Source organism: Citrobacter sp. EC_71, assembly GCF_019584005.1.
GTDB lineage: Bacteria > Pseudomonadota > Gammaproteobacteria > Enterobacterales > Enterobacteriaceae > Citrobacter > Citrobacter werkmanii.
Genome location: NZ_VDAY01000015.1, coordinates 64,625 through 87,572 on the forward strand (window position 1 = coordinate 64,625; position 22,948 = coordinate 87,572).

The 22,948-nt window shown below is 53.0% G+C and carries 22 protein-coding genes; 5 read left to right on the forward strand and 17 right to left on the reverse strand.

The window, feature by feature from the left end:
* Positions 1–147: 147 nt before the first annotated feature.
* From FHD02_RS16645 to soxR, 3 genes are all read right to left on the reverse strand, one after another.
* On the reverse strand, positions 148–1,794 hold the full coding sequence (locus FHD02_RS16645; RefSeq protein WP_137361116.1) for a Na+/H+ antiporter: 1,647 nt from the start codon (positions 1,792–1,794) through the stop codon (positions 148–150).
* 154 nt (positions 1,795–1,948) lie between these two features.
* Positions 1,949–3,298 carry a guanine/hypoxanthine transporter GhxP gene (ghxP, locus tag FHD02_RS16650; protein WP_038636284.1) on the reverse strand — a complete coding sequence of 450 codons (1,350 nt, stop codon included), beginning with the start codon at positions 3,296–3,298 and terminating at the stop codon, positions 1,949–1,951.
* A gap of 582 nt (positions 3,299–3,880) precedes the next feature.
* Positions 3,881–4,339: a redox-sensitive transcriptional activator SoxR gene (gene soxR, locus FHD02_RS16655; protein WP_003826630.1), complete on the reverse strand. Its 459-nt coding sequence runs from the start codon at positions 4,337–4,339 to the stop codon at positions 3,881–3,883.
* Between the two features lie 86 nt (positions 4,340–4,425).
* On the opposite strand from soxR, the gene soxS reads away from it, so the two are divergent.
* Positions 4,426–4,749 (forward strand): superoxide response transcriptional regulator SoxS, encoded by a 324-nt coding sequence (gene soxS, locus FHD02_RS16660; RefSeq protein ID WP_005132611.1) that lies wholly within the window; start codon positions 4,426–4,428, stop codon positions 4,747–4,749.
* Positions 4,750–4,751: 2 nt separating this feature from the next.
* Here soxS and FHD02_RS16665 read toward each other — a convergent pair whose 3' ends face one another.
* Positions 4,752–6,338, reverse strand: coding sequence for an EAL domain-containing protein (locus FHD02_RS16665; protein ID WP_220394106.1), 1,587 nt, complete (start codon positions 6,336–6,338; stop codon positions 4,752–4,754).
* Positions 6,339–6,889: 551 nt separating this feature from the next.
* Between FHD02_RS16665 and FHD02_RS16670 the strand changes: the two genes are divergently transcribed.
* The gene (locus FHD02_RS16670; RefSeq protein ID WP_038636276.1) at positions 6,890–7,171 is read left to right on the forward strand and encodes a YjcB family protein; all 282 of its coding nucleotides are present in this window, start codon (positions 6,890–6,892) and stop codon (positions 7,169–7,171) included.
* A gap of 65 nt (positions 7,172–7,236) precedes the next feature.
* Here the strand turns inward: FHD02_RS16670 and ssb1 are convergent, their stop codons facing one another.
* Positions 7,237–7,761, reverse strand: a complete 525-nt coding sequence (gene ssb1 / locus FHD02_RS16675; protein ID WP_003826621.1) for a single-stranded DNA-binding protein SSB1 — start codon at positions 7,759–7,761, stop codon at positions 7,237–7,239.
* A 251-nt stretch (positions 7,762–8,012) separates the two neighbouring features.
* Between ssb1 and uvrA the strand changes: the two genes are divergently transcribed.
* Positions 8,013–10,835: an excinuclease ABC subunit UvrA gene (uvrA, locus tag FHD02_RS16680; protein WP_137370417.1), complete on the forward strand. Its 2,823-nt coding sequence runs from the start codon at positions 8,013–8,015 to the stop codon at positions 10,833–10,835.
* 24 nt (positions 10,836–10,859) lie between these two features.
* On the opposite strand, the gene FHD02_RS16685 is transcribed toward uvrA, so the two are convergent.
* The 5 genes from FHD02_RS16685 to dnaB all read right to left on the reverse strand — a co-directional run bounded on the left by FHD02_RS16685 (position 10,860) and on the right by dnaB (position 16,158).
* Positions 10,860–11,216 carry an MmcQ/YjbR family DNA-binding protein gene (locus FHD02_RS16685; RefSeq protein WP_038636271.1) on the reverse strand — a complete coding sequence of 119 codons (357 nt, stop codon included), beginning with the start codon at positions 11,214–11,216 and terminating at the stop codon, positions 10,860–10,862.
* Between the two features lie 126 nt (positions 11,217–11,342).
* The gene (gene aphA, locus FHD02_RS16690; protein ID WP_061382690.1) at positions 11,343–12,056 is read right to left on the reverse strand and encodes an acid phosphatase AphA; all 714 of its coding nucleotides are present in this window, start codon (positions 12,054–12,056) and stop codon (positions 11,343–11,345) included.
* A gap of 261 nt (positions 12,057–12,317) precedes the next feature.
* Positions 12,318–13,511 carry an aromatic amino acid transaminase gene (gene tyrB, locus FHD02_RS16695; RefSeq protein ID WP_137361114.1) on the reverse strand — a complete coding sequence of 398 codons (1,194 nt, stop codon included), beginning with the start codon at positions 13,509–13,511 and terminating at the stop codon, positions 12,318–12,320.
* Positions 13,512–13,646: 135 nt separating this feature from the next.
* On the reverse strand, positions 13,647–14,726 hold the full coding sequence (gene alr, locus FHD02_RS16700) for an alanine racemase (RefSeq protein ID WP_137348844.1): 1,080 nt from the start codon (positions 14,724–14,726) through the stop codon (positions 13,647–13,649).
* A gap of 16 nt (positions 14,727–14,742) precedes the next feature.
* Positions 14,743–16,158, reverse strand: coding sequence for a replicative DNA helicase (gene dnaB, locus FHD02_RS16705; protein WP_003826610.1), 1,416 nt, complete (start codon positions 16,156–16,158; stop codon positions 14,743–14,745).
* Between the two features lie 64 nt (positions 16,159–16,222).
* Between dnaB and FHD02_RS16710 the strand changes: the two genes are divergently transcribed.
* Complete coding sequence (locus tag FHD02_RS16710) at positions 16,223–17,206, forward strand: quinone oxidoreductase (protein ID WP_079226193.1); 984 nt, start codon at positions 16,223–16,225, stop codon at positions 17,204–17,206.
* Positions 17,207–17,369: 163 nt separating this feature from the next.
* Here the strand turns inward: FHD02_RS16710 and pspG are convergent, their stop codons facing one another.
* From pspG to FHD02_RS16725, 3 genes are all read right to left on the reverse strand, one after another.
* The gene (gene pspG, locus FHD02_RS16715) at positions 17,370–17,612 is read right to left on the reverse strand and encodes an envelope stress response protein PspG (RefSeq protein ID WP_003031713.1); all 243 of its coding nucleotides are present in this window, start codon (positions 17,610–17,612) and stop codon (positions 17,370–17,372) included.
* Between the two features lie 133 nt (positions 17,613–17,745).
* Positions 17,746–18,744, reverse strand: a complete 999-nt coding sequence (gene dusA, locus FHD02_RS16720) for a tRNA dihydrouridine(20/20a) synthase DusA (protein WP_038636262.1) — start codon at positions 18,742–18,744, stop codon at positions 17,746–17,748.
* Positions 18,745–18,850: 106 nt separating this feature from the next.
* Positions 18,851–19,339 (reverse strand): cupin domain-containing protein, encoded by a 489-nt coding sequence (locus FHD02_RS16725; RefSeq protein ID WP_038636260.1) that lies wholly within the window; start codon positions 19,337–19,339, stop codon positions 18,851–18,853.
* A 114-nt stretch (positions 19,340–19,453) separates the two neighbouring features.
* Here FHD02_RS16725 and zur point away from each other — a divergent pair, with 114 nt between their 5' ends.
* A complete protein-coding gene (gene zur / locus FHD02_RS16730; protein ID WP_038636258.1) occupies positions 19,454–19,972 on the forward strand; it encodes a zinc uptake transcriptional repressor Zur in 519 nt (172 codons plus the stop codon).
* A gap of 41 nt (positions 19,973–20,013) precedes the next feature.
* Here zur and FHD02_RS16735 read toward each other — a convergent pair whose 3' ends face one another.
* The 4 genes from FHD02_RS16735 to FHD02_RS16750 all read right to left on the reverse strand — a co-directional run bounded on the left by FHD02_RS16735 (position 20,014) and on the right by FHD02_RS16750 (position 22,898).
* Positions 20,014–20,223, reverse strand: coding sequence for a CsbD family protein (locus FHD02_RS16735; protein WP_006688302.1), 210 nt, complete (start codon positions 20,221–20,223; stop codon positions 20,014–20,016).
* Between the two features lie 131 nt (positions 20,224–20,354).
* Positions 20,355–21,680, reverse strand: coding sequence for an MATE family efflux transporter DinF (gene dinF, locus FHD02_RS16740; protein ID WP_061382695.1), 1,326 nt, complete (start codon positions 21,678–21,680; stop codon positions 20,355–20,357).
* Positions 21,681–21,811: 131 nt separating this feature from the next.
* A complete protein-coding gene (gene lexA, locus FHD02_RS16745) occupies positions 21,812–22,420 on the reverse strand; it encodes a transcriptional repressor LexA (protein ID WP_003826596.1) in 609 nt (202 codons plus the stop codon).
* Between the two features lie 109 nt (positions 22,421–22,529).
* Positions 22,530–22,898, reverse strand: coding sequence for a diacylglycerol kinase (locus tag FHD02_RS16750; RefSeq protein WP_003826594.1), 369 nt, complete (start codon positions 22,896–22,898; stop codon positions 22,530–22,532).
* Positions 22,899–22,948: the final 50 nt, after the last annotated feature.

Here is a 22,948-nt window from a genome sequence, read left to right on the forward strand (position 1 = left end):
GACAAGACAAGCAGATCAGTTCAGGAAAGCGGCTCGCAAATTACATGATGGTTAATTTTATGTAGGCCTGATAAGCGCAGCGCCATCAGGCACATCTTTCGCCGGATGCGGCGCGAACGCCTTATCCGGCCTACATCGTGCTACCGTTTATTGGTTCTCGATCAACAGCGCTTCCAGCAAATCCAGATCGTGCAATAGCTTTTGCAGCGTTTCATTGCTGATTTCACGCGTGGCGCGCAGATGATAAAGCTCGGCGCGTTCTGAACGCAGCGCCGCCAGACGGAACCGTCGCTCCAGGTTTTCTTCCTGCATCGAGCTTTCCACATCGTTGCGCCCGTCGGCGCGTCGGCGCAGGTTACCAATCACGCGTGAACTCACCTCGGTGAGCAACTGGTTATCGATGTTCTCTTCGGTGTCTGCGGCCAGTCGCTCCTCCATTTTCTGGATCGCGACAATCGCTACTTCCGCCGTGGCAGCGCGGGCAATGCGCTCCTCTTTTTGCTGTTGCGAATGGTCCGCTACTTCCAGATGTTGCAGCAGAATCGGCAGCATCACCACGCCGACAAACAGCGAGAACAGAATCACGCCCGCGGCGAGGAAGATCAGTTCATAACGCGCCGGGAAGCCGCTACCATCCGGTAACAACAGCGGAATGGAGAGCACACCGGCGAGGGTAATAGCCCCGCGAACGCCCGCAAAGGAGGCAATCAGGATTTCACGCGTTGTCCAGGAGCCAAACTCCATCGGCTTTTTCTTCAGGAAGCGCAGGCTGAACTTCTTCATGGTCCACAGCCAGCCAAAACGTACCAGCATCAGCGCGGCGTAAATCAGCACGATATCGGTAAACAGCATCCAGATTTCAACGTTCGGATCGACTTCTGCCGCCGCCAAAGATGACTCCAGAATTCCCGGCAACTGCAGTCCTAACAGTAAGAAGACCATGCCGTTAAACACAAATTCCAGCATCGCCCAGGTGCTGTTAGCACGTAAACGCATCGCCAGCGGCGCGCGGCGCATCACGCCGGAGCGGGTAATCGTCATGCCGGCAGCGACCGCCGCGAGGATACCTGAAACACCAATGTGTTCCGCAATCAGATAAGACGCAAACGGCAGCAGGAACAGAAGGACGATTTGCGTTGCTGGCTCATCACCGCCCCAGCGGCTAAGAAAACGCAGGGAGCGTCCGTATAACCAGCTGACGACAAAACCAGCCAGGATGCCGCCAATCGCCACTTTGAAGAACTCAACCGTCGCGCCGCCGACGGTAAATACCATCGTGCCCATCGCCACGGCCACGGCAAATTTCAGCGAGACCAGGCCGGACGCGTCGTTCATCAACGCTTCGCCCTGCAGGATGCCCATGATTTTCTTCGGGATACGCCCCTCACCTACAATACCGGAAAGGGCGACGGCATCGGTTGGCGACAGCACGGCCGCCAGCGCAAAAGCCGGGATGAGAGGGATCCCCGGCACCAGCCAGTAAATCATAAAGCCAATCCCGACCACCGTGACCAGAACCAGCGCCAGCGCAAGGCCGAAAATCTCTCGCCCGTGCTCCAGAAACTCACGCGTTGGCGTCTTCCAGCCATCGGCAAACAGCAGCGGCGGGATAAACAGAACCAGAAACAGCTCAGGATCGAATTCCACATGCAAACCAAACGTCGGCCACGCCAGCAAGGCGCCGATGGCGATCTGCATAAGGGGTAATGGGAGTTGGAAGGGCAATACGCGAGTAAATACCCCCGACAGCGAGACCACAAGGGTCATGATGAGTATGGTGAAAAAGATTTCCATGCGTTCCCTGTTTGCGATGTTTCTTATGATTGGTGATAAAGGCGTCGTGCCTTAATTCTATCTACTTGAGAGTAACGCAAAAGACAACGAGTGTGTTCTGAAAATAAAAACGGGCGGCCTGAGCCACCCGTTTTCAGGAGCCATCGAAGCAAAATCAAATAGCCCAACCGCCCGCGTAGAAGGCCACCAGCGCGATAGCAATCACCACCGTACCGATGTTCAGTTTGCGCCATTCACCAGAGACGATACGACCAATGACCAGGGTAGCAAAACCAATCATAATGCCGGTAACGATGTTACAGGTCAGCACGATAAATACTGCAGTGACCAGACCCGCCATCGCGTCGACAAAGTCAGCAAAGTCGATTTTCGCCACGTTGCTCAGCATCAGCAGCCCCACATACATCAGCGCAGGCGCCGTTGCGTAAACAGGAACAAGATAAGAAAGCGGAGAAAGGAACAGGATCAGCAGGAACAATACGCCAACGGTGATCGCCGTCAGGCCAGTTTTGCCACCTGCCGCCGTACCCGCTGCGGATTCAATGTAAACCGCCGCTGGTGCGGCCCCTACCAGACCAGAGAACACGCTGCTCAGGGAGTCGGTGGTCAGCGCTTTGCCGCCATCGATAATTTGTCCGTCTTTATCCAGCAGATTCGCCTGTCCGGCTACCGCGCGGATGGTTCCGGTCGCATCGAAGACAGCGGTCATGACCAGCGCCAGCACACTCGGCAGTACGATCGGGTTCAGTGCGCCCATAATATCCAGGCTGCCAATCAGCGAGTTGCCGTTTTCATCGCTCAGAGACGGCATGGCAAAAATACCGGAGAAATGCACGGCCGGATCGAAAATCAGGCCGACGATGGAGATACCGATAATGGTCAGCAGGATGCCGCCCGGTACTTTCAGTTTTTCGAGACCAATAATCACCGCCAGACCAACCAGCGACATAATCACCGGGAAGGTATCGAAGTCGCCCAGCGCAACCGGCAGGCCATCCAGCGGGTTCTTAATAACCAGACCAACGCCATTGGCCGCAATCAATAGCAGGAACAGGCCGATACCAATCCCCGTACCGTGCGCAACGCCCTGCGGCAGATTGCGCAGGATCCAGCTACGGATACCGGTCGCAGAAATGATGGTAAACAGAACCCCCATCAGGAACACCGCGCCCAACGCCACAGGCACGCTAATATGTTGTCCCAGCACCAGGCTGAATGCGGTAAACGCGGTCAGCGAAATGGCGCAGCCAATCGCCAACGGCAGGTTCGCCCACAGGCCCATAACAATAGAACCGACGCCCGCAACCAGACAGGTTGCCACAAACACAGCGGCAGGCGGGAATCCGGCTTTACCCAGCATCCCCGGAACGACGATAACGGAGTAGACCATGGCCAGGAACGTCGTTAATCCGGCAACGACTTCTTGACGAACGGTACTGCCGCGATGCGAAATTTTAAACCAGGCGTCGAGTGAGCCGCCGGTACGCGCTGAAGGCGTAGACATAGAAAACATCCCCTGAGAGTTTATTTTTTCGTCATTATGCGTGGTGGACAATCCACTGCCTGCTAAACGATTTCTCCATGTGCCAGCTTTGCGTCAATAGGGGTGTCGCAAAAAAGCAAACGTTTAGCTCCGCGCATAAAAAACGGGTGATAAAAAAAAGCAAACGATTATCCAGCGATCATACGTTGGTTTTCAACTGAACTTTGCCGCTTTTTACTCATTTCTTCTTATAATGCGCAAGAAATAGCCAGACGATGCGCAAACGTTATCGTCAATGCGCAATCTGGCAACAAATTTCGCTGAGTTATTACAAGATTTGCATTTATTTTTCACGTCTGCTCGCGCAAAAAAATGCATGAAGATGCGGAAAATTTTTTGGCTAAAAAGCAATCAATTCACTGGCAAATAGAACGGTGTGGCTTACACTTACTTTATCAACACAGACCGGAACCTCCCCAAACGTGCTCGACTGAGGGGTGTTGATGTCGGGGGAAACCCTCCCGTGAACCAACGGGATAGAGTGAAAGACAAAGACCGGAACCAAACTAAAGCGCCCTCTGTGGCGCTTTAGTTTTATACCAATCAATCGTCTTCCAGCAGGCGCGCCCCGGTCCCCTGCTCGCCAAGCTGATCGCCGGGGTTACGCAACGGGCAATCACTGCGGGATAAACAGCCGCAGCCAATACACCCATCCAGTTCATCGCGTAACGCCACCAGAGTATGAATGCGTCGGTCTAACTCCTCGCGCCATTGCGAAGAGAGTTGCTTCCACTCTTTGGCGCTGAGCGAATGCCCTTCCGGTAATACGCCTAACGCGTCGCCGATGGTGGCCAGTGGAATGCCGATACGTTGGGCAATCTTGATAATCGCGACATAACGCAACACATCGCGTTTGTATCGACGCTGATTGCCGCTGTTGCGCATACTGCTGATTAATCCTTTGCTTTCATAGAAATGCAGGGTCGATACCGCCACACCGCTACGCTTTGCAACTTCACCTGGCGTGAGCAGCGCTTTTATCCGGGGTAATTTCTTTTCCATAAATCGCTTTACCTCAAGTTAACTTGAGGAATTATACTCGCCCACAGACAAAACGACGAATCGAACACTGAGAAAGAGGCAACTCTATGTCCCATCAGCAGATTATTCAGACCCTTATTGAATGGATTGATGAACATATCGATCAACCGCTGAACATTGAGGCGGTTGCGAAAAAATCAGGTTACTCAAAGTGGTATTTGCAGAGAATGTTCCGCACGGTGATGCGCCAGACGCTGGGTGACTACATCCGCCAACGTCGGCTTCTGCTGGCCGCCGTTGAACTACGGACGACCGAACGGCCTATTTTCGATATTGCGATGGATCTTGGCTATGTATCGCAGCAAACCTTCTCGCGCGTATTTCGCCGAGAGTTTGATCGTACTCCCAGCGATTACCGCCACCGCCTGTAAAATTATTGCCCGCTCTGCGTCAGTATGGCGGGCGAGCGTTTTATCCAATCCATGAACTCCTGCGGCGGCAGCGCCTTCGCAAAATACCAGTCCTGGCAATACTGTACGCCGCGTTCAAGCAACCACGCGATTTGCTCCGCCGTTTCCACCCCTTCCGCAACCGTCTTCAGGTTTAAGCTTTGCGCCATCTCGATGATATGTTCGGCAATCAAGTGACTGGTGCTGTTAGTGGCCAGCGTGCTAATAAACGATTTGTCGATCTTCAGGATATCGATATTCAATGCTGACAAATTATGGAGGTTGGAATATCCCGTGCCAAAATCGTCAAACGCCACTTCAAAACCGGCCTGGCGGAACGCCTGGATGATGGGCGTCATTTTATGTACATCGATAAAGCCACGCTCTGTAACCTCAACTTTAATTTGCTGGGCCGCCACGGAGTACTCATGATTTTTTTCAGCAATCAGGGCAATCAGTCGTGATGAATGAAAGTCAGAAGCAGAGAGGTTAATCGAGATAGACAACTGAGGATTCGCCGAAAGAAAATACCCCAAATCGTTGAAGACTTCCTCAACAACGTAATCCGTGATCTGCTCAATCATTCCCTCTTTTTCCGCCAGCGGAATAAACTCCGTTGGGCTCATCACCTCACCTTTACAGCCTGGCCAGCGTAGCAAAGCCTCCGCCCCGACACATTGTCCATTTTTGATGTCAATGATCGGCTGGTAGTACAGGCAAAGCTGACGTTTCTTGATCGCACGTTTTAATAAGCGGCGGGGAGAGAGGTATTCCTGACGCGTGCGCCACCACATGAGCAGTATCAGGATGCTGCAGATAATCCCAAAGGGGATCGTTAACGCCGCCTCATGATAGAAAATCTGATTCACACGAGCGTCAGAGGTCGAAACAATAATCGCAATGGGTCGTTTTCCTGAATGTACGATGGTATAGAAGCGCTCGCCCTGCTGGAATGTTGAGGCCTCATCGCGTATCAGCGGCGAGAATTGCGCAATATTCGCCCCTTCGCTGGAAGAGAAAAAGGTATCTGTTACCGTGTCATACACCCCCCAGGACAGATCCGGATCATCTGACATGACTTCGCTGTAAGATAATGGATTGATGACGACAACGTAGTTTCCCCGTTGCATGTACGTCATTTTGTAGCCAGCGAAAAAGGGGGTATCGCGGTAGTAATAGATGGAGACGTCCGGCGCGCGTTTATAGTCGGCTGTCGCCATAATATATGGGACTCGCGGCATCATTGACGTAGAGCACAAAAAATGATCGCCCTGCGCATAAATTAGCTCACTGATATATAAACGACCACGAATAATATTCAGCATACTTTTCTGATGGGCAGGAGTACACATCTTACCCTGGTACAACTGGGCCATATCACGCGCTAAATCGGCCTGGAAGATCACCAATTCCGTTTTATTTAACACCAGTTGAGCAAAAGAGCTGAGTTGATTACGGGTTTCGGACATCGCCCGGATGTGAGCAAACCATAACGCCAGTACCACGGGGAGCAATACCACCATGAATGTTCCGAAGAACTTCAGCATCTTGCGTCGCGCACTGTGATTCATGTCAGCCCTATTTCCCTGTTTCGTATATGCCAGAACCCATTAGGCGGGATGCTATAAACACTGACTGATTAAGTTGCATGAATCTATCATTATTAGCAACAGACTTCTCTATGTAAAAATCTGATAATAGTTGATGATGATATTATTTTTCCGTAAGGCAAACTTAAAGTTATGCTTATTTCATAACATTATTATCAACAAGTAGTAATTTTTTATGAGCATTATCCTGGTCGCGTTTAAGAAATTCATTAAATTTTTTAACGAATAATTTAGGATAAACATAACAGGTAATTCATATGCATCTTTTTATTAGATTATTTGTTATCGGTTTTTTTATTAAACATAACCACATAGAAAGCATGGCTATTACCTTGCAAAAATAACCTCTAACACTGGTGAACAAACGAGCAAATGTGATATAGTTCACACAATTCATGTAACAGAAACAATGTTTCATTCGTGTTATTGCCCGTCGAGAGCCAGAGTACTACACCCTCGGTGAACACCCCCGCGCTGTCATGGGCATCAAGACTTTCTGAGGACGTTTTTTCATGGCAACGATAACAACTGGCGTGGTTCTTCTGCGATGGCAGCTACTCAGCGCGGTGCTGATGTTTTTAGCCAGTACGCTCAATATCCGTTTTCGTAAATCAGATTATATTGGCCTGGCCGTCATTAGTAGCGGTTTGGGACTGGTTTTCGCCTGCTGGTTTGCAACCGGGCTGCTCGGCATAACCCTGGTGGATATGTCCGCAATCTGGAAAAACATTGAAAACGTGATGGTTGAAGTGATGAGCCACACACCGCCAGACTGGCCGATGGTGTTGAACTGATAAAAAATTACATATGGCTACCCCAGTTTTGAGGTAGCCATAATTTTTCGTATAAAACAGAAAAGTTAGAACGGAATATCGTCGTCGAAATCCATCGGCGGCTCGTTAGACGGCGCTGCCGGAGCTGACTGCTGCGGGCGAGACTGCGCGCCGCCGCTGAACTGATTGCCGCCCTGCGGCTGCTGAGGCTGACCCCAACCACCCTGCTGCTGACCACCGCCTGCCGGAGCGCCACCACCCTGACGGCCGCCCAGCATTTGCATGGTGCCGCCAACGTTAACCACAACTTCAGTGGTGTACTTTTCTACGCCGGACTGATCGGTCCATTTGCGGGTACGCAGCTGGCCTTCAATATAGACCTGAGAACCTTTACGCAGATATTCGCTGGCGACTTCTGCCAGTTTGCCGAACAGCACAACACGGTGCCATTCAGTCTGCTCTTTCATTTCGCCGGTCGCTTTATCACGCCAGGATTCGGAAGTAGCCAGCGTAATGTTGGCAACTGCGCCACCATTCGGCATATAGCGTACTTCCGGGTCCTGGCCCAGATTACCGACGAGAATCACCTTGTTTACGCCTCTGCTGGCCATGATCGTGTCTCCTGAAAAACGTTACTGAATAAGTGTAAGCGCGGGATTGTAGCATTTCCAATAGCGCTTTTACTACGTTGCGAGATCGATTCCAGTAAACAACCCCGGATTGACATTGTTGCACAGACACCTGCGTTTTGCATTCCAATACTGTATATCCATTCAGGTCAGGTTGTGTCATAATTAACCGTTTGTGATCGCCGGTAGCACCATGCAGCCAGGCAAAAAAGCGTTTAATCCGGGAAAGATGAATGGATAAGATCGAAGTTCGGGGCGCCCGCACCCATAATCTCAAAAACATCAACCTCGTCATCCCGCGCGACAAGCTGATTGTCGTCACCGGGCTTTCGGGCTCAGGCAAATCTTCGCTCGCTTTCGACACCTTGTATGCCGAAGGACAGCGTCGTTACGTTGAATCCCTTTCCGCGTACGCGCGTCAGTTTTTGTCACTGATGGAAAAGCCGGATGTCGACCACATTGAGGGGCTGTCTCCCGCCATCTCAATTGAACAAAAATCGACGTCCCATAACCCGCGATCCACGGTAGGTACGATTACCGAAATTCACGACTATCTGCGCCTGCTGTTTGCCCGCGTTGGCGAACCGCGCTGTCCGGATCACGACGTTCCCCTGGCGGCGCAAACCGTTAGCCAGATGGTGGACAACGTCCTGTCGCAGCCGGAAGGTAAACGTCTGATGCTGCTGGCGCCGATTATTAAAGAGCGTAAAGGGGAGCACACTAAAACGCTGGAAAACCTGGCAGGCCAGGGCTATATCCGTGCCCGTATCGACGGGGAAGTGTGCGACCTGTCCGATCCGCCCAAGCTTGAGCTGCAAAAGAAACACACCATCGAAGTGGTGATTGACCGCTTTAAAGTACGTGACGATCTTACCCAGCGCCTGGCGGAATCGTTTGAAACCGCGCTGGAACTGTCCGGTGGTACGGCGGTGGTTGCCGATATGGACGACCCGAAAGCGGAAGAGCTGCTGTTCTCCGCCAACTTCGCCTGCCCGATCTGCGGTTACAGCATGCGCGAACTGGAACCGCGTCTGTTTTCATTCAACAACCCGGCGGGCGCATGCCCGACCTGTGACGGCCTCGGCGTACAACAGTATTTCGATCCTGACCGGGTGATTCAAAACCCGGAACTGTCGCTGGCCGGCGGCGCTATCCGCGGCTGGGATCGCCGCAACTTCTACTACTTCCAGATGCTTAAGTCACTGGCGGAACACTATAAATTCGACGTCGAAGCCCCATGGGCAAGCCTGACCCCCACCGTGCATAAAGTGGTGCTGTACGGTTCCGGTAAAGAGAATATCGAATTTAAATACATGAACGATCGCGGCGATACGTCCGTACGTCGCCATCCGTTCGAAGGCGTATTGCACAATATGGAGCGCCGTTATAAAGAGACGGAATCCAGCGCAGTACGTGAGGAATTAGCCAAATTCATCAGCAACCGCCCGTGCGCCAGCTGTGAAGGGACGCGTTTGCGCCGGGAAGCCCGTCACGTATTTGTCGAGAATACGCCGCTGCCCGCAATTTCCGACATGAGCATCGGCCATGCGATGGATTTCTTCAACAACCTGAAGCTTGCCGGCCAGCGAGCGAAGATTGCAGAGAAAATCCTGAAAGAGATTGGCGATCGTCTGAAGTTTCTGGTTAACGTCGGCCTCAACTACCTGACGCTGTCGCGTTCAGCGGAAACGCTCTCCGGCGGCGAAGCCCAACGTATTCGCCTGGCGAGCCAGATCGGCGCGGGTCTGGTCGGCGTGATGTACGTGCTGGATGAACCGTCTATTGGTCTGCATCAGCGCGATAACGAACGTCTGTTGGGCACGCTCATCCATCTGCGTAATCTGGGTAATACCGTGATTGTGGTCGAGCACGATGAAGATGCGATTCGCGCCGCTGACCACGTTATCGATATCGGCCCGGGCGCTGGCGTTCACGGCGGCCAGGTGGTTGCCGAAGGGACGCTCAATGACATCATGGCGGTGCCTGAGTCGCTGACCGGCCAGTACATGAGCGGTAAGCGTAAAATTGAAGTACCGAAACAGCGCGTGGCAGCCGATCCGGAAAAAGTGCTGAAGCTAACCGGCGCACGCGGCAACAACCTGAAAGATGTCACCCTGACGCTGCCGGTTGGCCTGTTCACCTGCATTACCGGGGTTTCCGGTTCGGGTAAATCGACGCTGATCAATGACACGCTGTTCCCGATTGCACAGACGGCGCTGAACGGCGCCACGCTGGCTGAACCTGCGCCGTACCGCGATGTTCAGGGCCTGGAACATTTCGACAAAGTGATCGACATTGACCAAAGCCCGATTGGTCGTACTCCGCGATCCAACCCGGCAACCTACACCGGTGTGTTTACGCCGGTGCGCGAACTGTTCGCTGGCGTACCAGAATCCCGCGCGCGCGGCTACACGCCGGGTCGTTTCAGCTTTAACGTTCGCGGCGGACGCTGTGAAGCCTGTCAGGGCGACGGCGTGATCAAAGTTGAAATGCACTTCCTGCCGGATATCTACGTGCCGTGCGACCAGTGTAAAGGCAAGCGCTATAACCGCGAAACGCTGGAGATTAAGTACAAGGGCAAGACCATCCACGAAGTGCTGGATATGACCATTGAAGAAGCACGCGAGTTCTTCGATGCCGTCCCGGCGCTGGCGCGTAAGCTACAAACGCTGATGGATGTGGGCCTGACGTATATCCGTCTCGGCCAGTCGGCCACTACGCTCTCCGGCGGCGAAGCGCAGCGCGTGAAGCTGGCGCGCGAACTGTCAAAACGCGGCACCGGGCAGACGTTGTATATCCTTGATGAGCCGACCACCGGTCTGCATTTTGCGGATATTCAGCAGTTGCTGGACGTGCTGCATCAGTTGCGCGATCAGGGCAACACCATCGTGGTGATTGAGCACAATCTGGACGTGATTAAAACGGCGGACTGGATTGTCGATCTCGGTCCGGAAGGCGGTAGCGGCGGCGGGGAAATTCTGGTCTCCGGCACACCAGAAACTGTCGCCGAGTGTGAAGCTTCACACACGGCACGCTTCCTCAAACCGTTGTTGTAATCATGCCCAATGGCGCAGCGCTTATCAGGGCTGCGCCAGTATCCGGCGTTTATCTTCCGGCAGCGTGTTCACCGCCAGCTGATAAGAGGCATCAACCAGATAATAAATCTGCGAATCCGGCAGCGAGCCGTCCAGATACACCGTGCTCCAGTGCGCTTTATTCAGATGCCTGCTTGGTCGTACATCGCTATGCTGCTGACGCAGTAATTCCGCCAGTTCAGGGCTGGTTTTCAGAGAGACCGCCGGGCGTTCTTCTACCTCTTTTACCATGGCAAAGAGTACATCTTCGACTTTGATTTGTGTGGCTTTCCAGTCACTGTGCACGCTCTGCTCCGCGCCCGTTTTTGCCATGCAGTATTGCAGCAACTCCGAATTCGTCATCTTTATTCCCCTTACCAGCACTCGCCTAATGAGAACATCTTTTATTCAGTGTGCAGCAAGTCCGCAAAAGGTAAAAGCCAGTAACGCAAATTTGTTTAAAAAACCACCAAATAGCAGCCTACGCCTTTAATACTCAGAATTAACGATCACCTCTTCACCAAACGCGCCAGCCTGGGGTAGCGGTTTATAGGTGGAGTTGGAGGCACGTAAAATACGAATACCGCGAATACCCACGTCGAGAGCGGCGGTGATGTCATTGTCAGAATCGCCGTAGAACATGCGCACGTTTTTATCCTGTAACCACTGCGTTTTGGTATTCTGGCCCGGCTTGTCGCCGGCAAAAATGACCGGATTCATATTGGCGGCTGGGATGTGAAAGTTATCAGCCAGCGTTTTCGATACCGTTTCAGTCTTCGTCGGGCTACGTCCGGTGACGAAGAAAATACTATCGCCACGACGCACGTGCATATCAATCAACTGACGCGCCACTTCTTTTGGAATACTGAACTCGTCCCAGCCGTTGTTCATTTTCTCCCAGAAAGCCGGATTCTTCAGGTAATCTTCACTGTCCGGAGAGTACGTTTTCTTACCGCGCCAGAAGCCAGGGCTGGAAAAAAGGACGGTGTCATCGATATCAAACCCGACGGCCATCGGCGGGCGGCCTGTCAGACTGTTTTCAATTTGCGCCACGGAAACCCAGTGAATGGGAGCCTGCTCGGCGAGTTTTGCAACGTTGGTGCCTGGATTGAGCTGCGAGGGAGAAGAAACTAATGCCTGAGCAGGCTGATTTAACGTGAACAATAAACAAACGGCACTCAGTGCCAACGTAAACTTGCGCATATTTTTCCCTAAGTAGTCAGTTAGTTATCATTTTTTTATTAACAACTGGTCAAAAAACTATCTGACCTTACCCCCTGAGGGAAGGGAAAGGAAGGATTTTCTCTGGTTTTATTACAGAAAAAGAGCACGATCACACAGAAAAGCGTGCCTGATAGCGCAACGCTCATCAGGCCTACAAACGAAAAATCCACTGCCTTTGTAGGCCGGATAAGGCGTTTACGCCGCCATCCGGCAACACTGTGCGAGAAATAACAAACCGGGTTAAATAACGGCAGCAAATGCCTTCGCCACGCGCTGCACGTTAGCGTGATTCAATCCGGCCACGCACATACGACCGCTGGCAATCAGGTACACGCCAAACTCATCACGCAGGCGATCGACCTGAGCGGCGCTAAGCCCGGTATAGCTGAACATTCCGCGCTGTTGCAGCAGGTAATCAAAGTTACGGCCAGGGATTTCAGCGCTCAGCACGTTAACCAGTTCCTGGCGCATTGCCAGGATGCGGGTCCGCATCTCTTCGACTTCTGTAAGCCAGCTGGCTTTCAGCGCGTCATCACCCAGTACCGTAGCGACCACCTGCGCACCAAAGTTCGGCGGGCTGGAGTAGTTACGACGTACGGTCGCTTTTAATTGCCCCAGAACGCGGCTGGCGGCATCGGCGTCTTCACATACCACAGACAGCCCACCGACGCGCTCGCCGTATAAAGAGAAGATTTTCGAGAATGAGTTACTGACCAGAGCGGGTAATCCGGCGCTGGCTATAGAGCGGATCGCGTAAGCATCGTCTTGCATTCCCCCGCCAAAGCCCTGATAAGCAATGTCGAGAAACGGGATCAGATCGCGCGATTTCAGAATCTCAATAACCGCATCCCATTGCGCAGGGGTTAAATCTGCACCGGTCGGGTTATGGCAGCACGGATGCAGCAGCACGATGCTGCGCGCCGGTAAGGTATTCAGCGTGGCCAGCAGGTCATTGAAACGTACCCCGTTGGTTTCGTTGTCATACCAGGGGTAAGTACTCACTTCGAATCCAGCCCCTTCAAAAATCGCGATATGGTTTTCCCATGTCGGATCGCTAACCCACACACCAGAGTCAGGGAAATAGCGTTTCAGGAAGTCTGCGCCAATTTTTAGCGCCCCGGAACCACCCAGCGTCTGAATGGTTGCGACACGCTGTTGCTGGAGAACCGGATGATCCGCGCCAAACAACAGCGGCGCAATGGTATGGCGATACGTGTTCAGACCTTCCATCGGTAGATACAACGAAGCGCCATGCGGTTTGGCATTGAGTCGGGCTTCCGCCTCCGCCACCGCTTTAAGCTGAGGAATAATGCCGTCTTCGTTGTAGTACAGGCCAATGCTGAGGTTCACTTTGTCGCTACGTGAATCTTCTTTGAATCGCTCCATGAGCGATAAAATCGGGTCGCCAGCGTAGGCGTCAACTTTTTGAAACACGAGGTGGTTCTCCAGGTTTACAGGCAGAGGATAAGAACACAATAAACCGGAAGCGGAAGAAGATCGAGAGGATGTTGCAGTTGGCGAGCATATTGCCGGATGGCGGGGTTCCCGCCTGTCCGGCATGTCATGAACTTAGTCGATATACTTCATCGCCACCCTTGAGGTCAGGCGTGTGATAAGTTCGTAAGCACTAACTTTCGTCATTTCAGCAATCCGTTCAACGGGCAAACCTTCACCCCAAAGAATCACAGAATCACCGGCCTTATCCTGCGCCCCGGGACCTAAATCGACGCAGATCATATCCATCGCGACGCGACCCACGATCGGCACTTCACGGCCATTGACCAGCACCGGTGTCCCAGACGGCGCCGCACGCGGGTAACCATCGCCATAACCCATCGCCACCACGCCTAAACGCGTGTCGCGCTCGCTCTGCCAGGTACCGCCATAGCCGACCGGTTCGCCCGCTTTGTGATCACGCACCGCAATCAGGCTGGAGGTTAGCGACATCACCGGCTGGCAGCCAAAATCGGCACCGATAGAGTGGTTTTCCAGCGGTGATACGCCGTACAGAATCAGCCCCGGGCGCGCCCAGTCGAAGTGAGACTGCGGCCACAGCAGAATACCGCCGGATGCGGCAATCGAACGCTGCCCCGGTTTGCCTTCACAGAAGCGATTAAAGATATCGAGCTGCTTTTCAGTCGCGCCACACTCAGGCTCGTCCGCGCGTGCAAAGTGGCTGACGATATTGACCGGCTGGCGCACATTTTCACATTGCGTCAGGCGCTGATAAAACGCTTCAGCCTGCTCAGGACGCACGCCCAGGCGGTGCATGCCGGTGTCGAGCTTCATCCAGACGGTAACGGGTTCAGCCAGTTTTGCGGCCTCCAGGGCCTCGAGCTGCTCCAGGTTGTGGACGGCAGTATGCAGACGCTGCGCGGAAATAGTCGGTAGATCGGAGGCATCAAAAAACCCCTCCAGCAGCAGGATGGGCTGCGTGATGCCTCCCGCGCGCAGCCGCAGGGCTTCTTCAAGACGAGCGACACCAAAAGCGTCCGCATCGGGGAGCGTTCGCGCGGTCTCTAACAGACCATGGCCGTAAGCGTTCGCTTTCACGACCGCAACCAGTTTACTGGCAGGAGCCAGTTCACGCAGACGTTGCAGGTTGTGTCGCAGAGCGCGGCGGTTAATAACTACAGTTGCCGCTTGCATTTGTATTCCTTAGAAATTACTCATCGTCATATTGAGGACCGGCATAGTTGTCGAATCGCGACCACTGTCCGTTAAACGTCAGGCGAACCGTTCCGATCGGACCGTTACGCTGCTTACCAATAATAATTTCGGCGATGCCTTTTAAGTCGCTGTTTTCGTGATAAACCTCATCACGATAGATAAACATGATTAAGTCGGCATCCTGCTCGATGGAGCCGGATTCACGCAGATCTGAGTTGACCGGACGCTTGTCGGCGCGTTGTTCCAGAGAGCGGTTAAGCTGCGACAGCGCCACCACCGGTACATGCAGTTCTTTCGCTAACGCTTTCAGCGAGCGGGAAATTTCAGCAATTTCCAGCGTACGGTTGTCGGAAAGCGACGGCACGCGCATCAGCTGCAGGTAGTCGATCATGATAAGTCCGATACCGCCGTGTTCACGGGCGATACGACGGGCACGCGAACGCACTTCCGTTGGCGTCAGGCCGGAGGAGTCATCAATATAGATGTTTCGTTTCTCCAGCAAAATACCCATTGTTCCGGAAATTCGCGCCCAGTCTTCGTCATCCAGTTGACCGGTACGGATTTTGGTTTGGTCTACGCGTGAGAGCGAGGCCAGGGAACGCATCATGATCTGTTCTGAGGGCATTTCCAGACTAAAGATAAGAACTGGCTTATCCTGCAACATCGCCGCGTTTTCGACGAGGTTCATTGCAAATGTCGTTTTACCCATCGACGGACGCGCAGCGACGATGATGAGGTCTGACGGCTGCAAACCAGCGGTTTTTTTGTTGAGGTCGTCATAACCGGTGTTCACCCCGGTAACGCCGTCGTGCGGCTGCTGGAATAGCTGCTCGATACGCGCGACGGTGGCGTCGAGCACATCGGTAATGTTTTTCGGGCCTTCGTCTTTGTTGGCGCGGCTTTCAGCGATTTTAAAGACGCGAGACTCCGCGAGATCCAGCAGGTCTTCACTGGAACGTCCTTGCGGATCGAATCCGGCTTCCGCAATTTCGTTCGCGACCGAAATCATGTCACGGACAACGGCACGTTCGCGAACGATATCCGCATAAGCGCTAATGTTGGCCGCACTTGGCGTATTTTTCGATAACTCAGCCAGGTACGCAAAACCGCCGACGCTGTCCAACTGGCCCTGAACTTCCAGCGACTCTGCCAGAGTAATCAGATCGATGGGTTTTCCCATCTCCTGCAAGCGATGCATTTCCGTGAAGATATGCCGGTGCGGGCGGGTATAAAAATCTTCCGCCACCACGCGTTCGGCCACGTCATCCCAGCGTTCGTTATCCAGCATTAAACCGCCCAACACCGACTGTTCCGCTTCAATCGAGTGCGGCGGTACTTTCAGCCCGGCGACCTGGGGATCGCGCTCACGAGCATCAGTCTGTTGTTTGTTGAAGGGTTTATTTCCTGCCATAGTGAATGGAGTTACCGAGATAATGATTGGGTCGAAAGATTACCACATTTCTTTTGGAGGAAGCATGGCAACACGTATTGAATTTCACAAGCATGGTGGGCCTGATGTACTCAAGGCTGTGGAGTTTACGCCAGTTGACCCGGCGGAAAACGAAATCCAGGTCGAGAATAAAGCGATTGGGATCAACTACATCGATACCTACATCCGCAGTGGTCTTTATCCACCACCTTCTCTGCCCAGCGGTCTGGGTACCGAAGCCGCGGGCGTGGTCAGCAAAGTTGGCAGCAAAGTGACGCACATTAAAGCTGGCGATCGCGTGGTGTATGCTCAGTCTGCGCTTGGCGCTTACAGCTCAGTGCATAACGTGCCGGCTGATAAAGCCGCTATTCTGCCTAACGCTATCTCATTTGAACAGGCAGCCGCCTCGTTTCTGAAGGGGCTGACCGTTTTTTACCTGTTACGCAAAACCTATGAAATCCAGCCTGACGAACCGTTTTTATTCCACGCAGCCGCAGGTGGCGTCGGTCTGATCGCTTGTCAGTGGGCGAAAGCGTTGGGAGCGAAACTGATTGGCACCGTCGGCAATGCGCAAAAAGCGCAAATTGCGCAGCAGGCCGGCGCGTGGCAGGTAATTAACTATCGTGAAGAAAGCATTGTTGAGCGGGTAAAAGAGATCACCGGCGGTAAAAAAGTGCGGGTGGTGTACGACTCGGTGGGGAAAGATACCTGGGAGGCGTCTCTCGATTGTCTGCAGCGCCGCGGACTGATGGTCAGTTTTGGCAACGCGTCCGGACCAGTGACCGGTGTAAATTTAGGGATTCTGAATCAGAAAGGTTCGCTATACGTGACCCGTCCCTCTCTGCAGGGTTACATCACCAACCACCGCGAATTAACCGAAGCCAGTAATGAGCTTTTCTCATTGATTGCCAGTGGGGTCATAAAAGTGGATGTCGCACCTGGTCAGACATTTGCGCTGCACGACGCGCAGCGTGCCCATGAAGTGCTGGAAAGTCGCGCCACGCAGGGATCGAGTCTGCTAATCCCGTAAAGAATTAGGGCTTCCCGCAGGAAGCCCTTTCTTTTTTTAGTTCGGCTGTATGTAGGGTACAGCTCGATGAATTCGTTAACCTGGCAATAGTGACAGATTTGATAATCAATTCCTATTTGGTTCTAAAGGCAATGTTTCAGGTTGTGACGGACCACTCAATACCTTAGTAAAATCGGCGGTTATTGCGCTGATACTGTGGGACTTTTGGCGCTTTTATCGCCTTGATCACCCACACCACGGCAACGGCCAATAGCAGCCAGGGCAACAGTTTAATCATCAAGGCAAATAGTCCGCCCAAAAACATCACGGCGGTGGCTACCACCAGCGCGGCCAGCACCCCCAGCAACGATACGCCGGTGACCATCAGCATGATAAAAAATCCAATCACAAAAAGTAGTTCCAGCATGACTCTCTCCCGAAATGAAATACTCTCCATTCCTTTACAAGAAACATGCCAAAGTTAATCTACTGATTTATAAACACAACGCCCCGTGACAAAGCACAGGGCGTGGTGAAATTAACTAACTATTAGTGAGAAACTAACGCTTATCGGCCACCAGCTTCAAAGCATGTTCCAGGACGTTAATATCGGCTCCGGCTTTATGCGCGTTCTCACTCAGGTAACGACGCCACTGACGTGCGCCGGGGATCCCCTGAAACAGTCCCAGCATATGGCGTGTGACATGCCCCAGATAAGTGCCCTGACTCAGTTCACGCTCAATATATGGGTACATGGCACGCACCACGGCGACCGGATCGGCATCATGGGTAGCGGCAGCAAAAATTTCGCGGTCGACCGACGCCAGAATTCCGGGATTTTGATAGGCTTCACGCCCCACCATCACGCCATCCATATGTTGCAGATGCTTTTTCGCTTCCTCCAGCGATTTAATACCGCCGTTGATCGACATCGTCAGATGCGGGAAATCACGCTTTAACTGATAAACACGGTCATAATCCAACGGTGGGATCTCGCGGTTTTCTTTCGGGCTTAACCCGGACAGCCAGGCCTTGCGGGCGTGGATGATAAACATCTCGCATTCGCCGTTGCCAGACACCGTGTTGATGAAGTCGCACAGGAATTCGTAGCTGTCCTGATCATCAATGCCGATTCGGGTCTTCACCGTCACCGGAATCGACACCACATCGCGCATCGCCTTGACGCAATCGGCGACCAGTTGCGCATTCCCCATCAGGCAGGCGCCAAACATGCCATTCTGTACGCGGTCGGAAGGACAACCCACATTGAGGTTAATTTCGTCATAGCCCCGCTGTTCAGCGAGCTTCGCACACTGCGCTAGCGCAGCCGGATCGCTCCCGCCCAGTTGCAACGCCACCGGATGTTCTTCTTCGCTATACGCCAGATAATCGCCTTTACCATGAATGATCGCTCCGGTGGTCACCATCTCCGTATACAGCAGCGTCTGGCGGGACAGTAGGCGCAAAAAGTAGCGGCAATGTCTGTCCGTCCAGTCGAGCATCGGCGCGATAGAAAAACGATGAGCGGGAAAAGCGGTAGACTGAGATTCAGGCAGCATGGCGAATATTCAAGCATCCGGTTAAAAAAGGGGCGCTACTATAGCATAGACCGGTGCGATAGTGCGCCTCATCATCGTGGCTACCGCAGCATATTCTCACAGTGCGTTATTTGCGCCCCGGCTTGCCGTCATGTGGGCCAAAAAACTGCGGCGGATGGTCAACCCAGCGATCTTCGCGCGTGGCGGCATAGACCGGATTAAGCGGGTAATAAATGCGATTATATTTTTTGTTTGCCTCACCCACGACCAGCAGGCGCACCTCTTCACTGGTGTTATTGATAAAGGTGTGACATACCCCGGTTCCAGCCGGAAAACCGACGCTGTCGCCAGGCTCGAGCTTCCATAAATAACCGTTGATCCAAGCTTCCGGATAGCCTTCCAGCACATAGATAAACTCTTCTTCATCGCTTTCCGCATGAGGATAAGATGTGCGACGCCCCGGCGGCAGGCGTTCATGATGAATACCCAGTCTTCCTAACCCCAGTTTACGGGCAAGCGGCGCGCCAATAGCAAAAAGTTCATTGCTGTCGGGGTAGGTGGAGTCATCAGCCCCCTCCACCTCTCGCCAGTGGCGAATACAGTCGGGTCTTTTCATGTTGATTCTCCAGAATACGATGCGTCAGGTATAGCACACAGCGGCGGATCTCGGCGTTTTATGCAGAACATGATAAAGTAAGGGATTAACCTTTCACACAAATCGAGGCGCCAAATGGACAAAACCACCACGCAGGAGTTATTGGCTCAAGCTGAAAAACTCTGTGCGCAACGCAACGTGCGGCTAACGCCACAGCGCCTCGAAGTGCTGCGCCTGATGAGCCTGCAGGAAGGCGCCATTAGCGCTTACGACCTGCTCGACCTGCTACGGGAAACCGAGCCGCAGGCCAAGCCGCCAACCGTTTATCGTGCGCTCGATTTTCTGCTGGAACAAGGTTTTGTACATAAAGTGGAATCGACCAACAGCTACGTGCTGTGTCACCTGTTCGATCAACCGACCCACAGTTCTGCGATGTTTATTTGCGATCGCTGTGGCGTGGTAAAAGAAGAGTGTGCGGAAGGTGTGGAAGACATCATGCATATGCTGGCGGCAAAAATGGGTTTTGCTCTGCGGCATAACGTGATTGAAGCTCACGGACTCTGCCCGGCATGCGTGGAGGTTGAAGCCTGTCGCCATCCAGGCGAATGCCAGCATGACCACTCAATTCTGGTGAAAAAGAAAGTCGGTCGCTAAGCAAGAGAGCGTACATCCCTGTACTCTCAGGAGGGGACTAATTACCAGCGGTAATCGTTGCGGGTTTCCCAGTCAGTGACTTCTTTCTCCGCCTGATCTTTTGCATAACCGTAACGCTCCTGGACTTTACCGACCAGCTGGTCACGTTTGCCTTCAATGACCGTCATATCATCGTCGGTCAGTTTGCCCCATTGCTCTTTCACTTTACCTTTGAACTGTTTCCAGTTACCGCCGACTTCGTCTTTATTCATCATCAAATCCTCATCGTTAGGTTGTGAATAGCCAGAGTATCTCGTCCAACTCTGCTATCTTTTCTGCTGGACGTGAGAATAAGTGTAGTCACTGATTCGGCATTCGATTCACTATTCAGAATTTTTAACCGTCAGGCTTCAACGAACCACGTCCCGTTGCGCCAGTGACGTCGCCAGATAAAGGCCAGCGAAAGCCCGCGCAGGGCAAGAAACACGGTGAGCGCCAGCCACAAGCCGTGGTTACCCAGCAGCGGTAGAGCCAGCAACGTTAATGCGAATCCCGCGGCGGCAACGGCCATGCTGTTGCGCATTTCTGCAGCCCGTGTTGCGCCGATAAACATACCGTCCAGCAAATAACACCAGACGCCAACCAGCGGCAAAATCACCTGCCAGATAAGATAGCGATCGGCCAGCAGTTGAATCTGCGGGAGCGAGGTTAGCAACGCTATAATGTGCTCGCCAAAGAGGGCATAAACCAGCGAAAACAGAATCGCCACAAGACCGGACTGTCGACAGGCTGCGCGCCAGACATCCAGTAACTGGCTGCCATCCCGTGCACCATAGGCCTGACCAGAATGCGCTTCCACTGCGTAGGCAAACCCGTCCAGCGCGTAGGCGGTAAAAGTCAGTAGAGTCATCAGAACAGCATTTACCGCAATGATATCGCTCCCCAGACGTGCGCCCAGCACCGTAATGGCACCAAAACAGAGCTGCAGCAACAGCGAGCGCAGCATGATGTCGCGGTTAAGCGCCAGTAAGCGGCGGAAATTGCCACGCCACGCTTGTTTCAACATTGCCAGCGAAATTCCGCGCATATGCAGGACTTTGCGGACCATTAACAGACCGATCAGCAAGGTGGCGTATTCAGCAATGACCGTTGCCAGCGCCGCGCCCTGCACGTTCATATGCAGGCCCATTACCAGCCATAAATCGAGCACAATGTTGAGAACATTACCGACTATCAGCAGGATAACCGGCGCCCGCGCATACTGAACGCCAAGCAGCCAGCCGAGCAGCACCAGATTCGCCAGAGACGCGGGTGCGCTTAACCAACGGATTTCCAGGAAACGTCGGGCCTGCTCCAGTACCGCTTCACTTCCCCCGACAATATGCAGAGCCAGATCGATAATCGGCGTACGAAACAGTGCGATAAGCAGCCCCGCACCCAGCGCCAGCATTAGCGGCTGCACCAGCGCACGCGCCAGTGCCTGCGGATTTTTCGCGCCAAATGCCTGGGCGGTAAGGCCCGTGGTGCTCATGCGTAAAAAAAGCAGCAGCATAAAGAGAAAACTGGTCGCGGTGGCGCCAACGGCAACGCCGCCAAGATAAATCGGGCTATCCAGATGACCAATGACCGCAGTATCGACCAATCCCAGCAAGGGAACGGTGATATTGGAGAAGATCATCGGTAAGGCTAGACGCCAGAGTGCTTTGTCGGAGGAGGTAAAGAAAGGCATGAAATAGCGCCTGAAAAGAAGTTAGACGTACTGGAAGATGTTGCTCAGGCCCGGTAAGCACAGCACCACCGGGCTAGTTGCCGGATGGCGACGCAAACGTCTTATCCGGCTGTCGGGAAAGCAACCTGTGATTACAGCCATTCACCGTTACGAATGACGCCTACCGCCAGCCCTTCAATAGTGAAGTTTTGCTCGCGCAGGTCGACCACAATCGGTTTGAATTCGCTGTTTTCTGGCAGAAGCTCAACCTTGTTGCCCTGTTTTTTCAGGCGTTTCACCGTCACTTCGTCGTCAATGCGCGCGACAACAACCTGACCGTTACGCACATCCTGTGTTTTATGCACGGCCAGCAAATCACCGTCCATAATCCCGATGTCTTTCATCGACATACCGCTGACGCGCAGCAGAAAATCGGCGTTCGGTTTGAACAGTGAAGGATCGACCTGATAATGGCCTTCGATGTGTTGCTGCGCCAGAAGTGGCTCCCCTGCCGCAACGCGACCGACAAGCGGTAAACCTTCTTCTTCTTCCTGCAACAGACGAATACCACGCGATGCGCCGGATACAATTTCCAGCACGCCTTTACGCGCCAGCGCTTTCAGATGTTCTTCAGCAGCGTTTGGGGAACGGAACCCCAAACGCTGCGCGATCTCCGCACGCGTCGGTGGCATACCTGTCTGGCTGATGTGATCTCTAATAAGATCAAACACCTCTTGCTGCCTGGCCGTTAACGCTTTCATTCCGCCCCCTGGGTGTATATACAGTTATGCTGTGAGTATATACAGCTAAAGGTGATTTTGGAACCGCAAACTGCACAAAAAACAGGAGAATGATGAAGTTGTGGAATCTTTATCGCAAATGCGACCACAACAGGATGCCCCAGGTGATCAGGGCGACAAAAATTGACAGCAATACCGCCGCCGACCCCATATCTTTCGCACGACCAGACAGTTCGTGGTACTCGGAACCGATACGATCAACCACCGCCTCTATCGCACTGTTAAGAATTTCAACGATCATCACCAGCATCACGGAACCAATCAGCAACACACGCGTAATGGCGTCGACGTCCAGCCAGCAGGCGATGGCAACGCCTAGCAGAACGGCAACGCTTTCCTGGCGAAATGCCGCTTCATTAATCCATGCGGCGCGAAAACCTTTCCAGGAATAGCCTGCAGCTTTGATAATTCGGGTGAATCCAGTGGTATTATTGGCCATCAAAAAGAACCTTTTTACATTATTAGCGTCAATGTCATTGTAACGTTACC

What these genes read in the sequence shown, in the direction of transcription:
- FHD02_RS16645 (WP_137361116.1), bottom strand. Translation starts at nt 1,794, where the DNA reads ATGGAAATCTTTTTCACCATACTCATCATGACCCTTGTGGTCTCGCTG.
- ghxP (WP_038636284.1), bottom strand. Translation starts at nt 3,298, where the DNA reads ATGTCTACGCCTTCAGCGCGTACCGGCGGCTCACTCGACGCCTGGTTT.
- soxR (WP_003826630.1), bottom strand. Translation starts at nt 4,339, where the DNA reads ATGGAAAAGAAATTACCCCGGATAAAAGCGCTGCTCACGCCAGGTGAA.
- soxS (WP_005132611.1), top strand. Translation starts at nt 4,426, where the DNA reads ATGTCCCATCAGCAGATTATTCAGACCCTTATTGAATGGATTGATGAA.
- FHD02_RS16665 (WP_220394106.1), bottom strand. Translation starts at nt 6,338, where the DNA reads ATGAATCACAGTGCGCGACGCAAGATGCTGAAGTTCTTCGGAACATTC.
- FHD02_RS16670 (WP_038636276.1), top strand. Translation starts at nt 6,890, where the DNA reads ATGGCAACGATAACAACTGGCGTGGTTCTTCTGCGATGGCAGCTACTC.
- ssb1 (WP_003826621.1), bottom strand. Translation starts at nt 7,761, where the DNA reads ATGGCCAGCAGAGGCGTAAACAAGGTGATTCTCGTCGGTAATCTGGGC.
- uvrA (WP_137370417.1), top strand. Translation starts at nt 8,013, where the DNA reads ATGGATAAGATCGAAGTTCGGGGCGCCCGCACCCATAATCTCAAAAAC.
- FHD02_RS16685 (WP_038636271.1), bottom strand. Translation starts at nt 11,216, where the DNA reads ATGACGAATTCGGAGTTGCTGCAATACTGCATGGCAAAAACGGGCGCG.
- aphA (WP_061382690.1), bottom strand. Translation starts at nt 12,056, where the DNA reads ATGCGCAAGTTTACGTTGGCACTGAGTGCCGTTTGTTTATTGTTCACG.
- alr (WP_137348844.1), bottom strand. Translation starts at nt 14,726, where the DNA reads ATGCAAGCGGCAACTGTAGTTATTAACCGCCGCGCTCTGCGACACAAC.
- dnaB (WP_003826610.1), bottom strand. Translation starts at nt 16,158, where the DNA reads ATGGCAGGAAATAAACCCTTCAACAAACAACAGACTGATGCTCGTGAG.
- FHD02_RS16710 (WP_079226193.1), top strand. Translation starts at nt 16,223, where the DNA reads ATGGCAACACGTATTGAATTTCACAAGCATGGTGGGCCTGATGTACTC.
- pspG (WP_003031713.1), bottom strand. Translation starts at nt 17,612, where the DNA reads ATGCTGGAACTACTTTTTGTGATTGGATTTTTTATCATGCTGATGGTC.
- dusA (WP_038636262.1), bottom strand. Translation starts at nt 18,744, where the DNA reads ATGCTGCCTGAATCTCAGTCTACCGCTTTTCCCGCTCATCGTTTTTCT.
- FHD02_RS16725 (WP_038636260.1), bottom strand. Translation starts at nt 19,339, where the DNA reads ATGAAAAGACCCGACTGTATTCGCCACTGGCGAGAGGTGGAGGGGGCT.
- zur (WP_038636258.1), top strand. Translation starts at nt 19,454, where the DNA reads ATGGACAAAACCACCACGCAGGAGTTATTGGCTCAAGCTGAAAAACTC.
- FHD02_RS16735 (WP_006688302.1), bottom strand. Translation starts at nt 20,223, where the DNA reads ATGAATAAAGACGAAGTCGGCGGTAACTGGAAACAGTTCAAAGGTAAA.
- dinF (WP_061382695.1), bottom strand. Translation starts at nt 21,680, where the DNA reads ATGCCTTTCTTTACCTCCTCCGACAAAGCACTCTGGCGTCTAGCCTTA.
- lexA (WP_003826596.1), bottom strand. Translation starts at nt 22,420, where the DNA reads ATGAAAGCGTTAACGGCCAGGCAGCAAGAGGTGTTTGATCTTATTAGA.
- FHD02_RS16750 (WP_003826594.1), bottom strand. Translation starts at nt 22,898, where the DNA reads ATGGCCAATAATACCACTGGATTCACCCGAATTATCAAAGCTGCAGGC.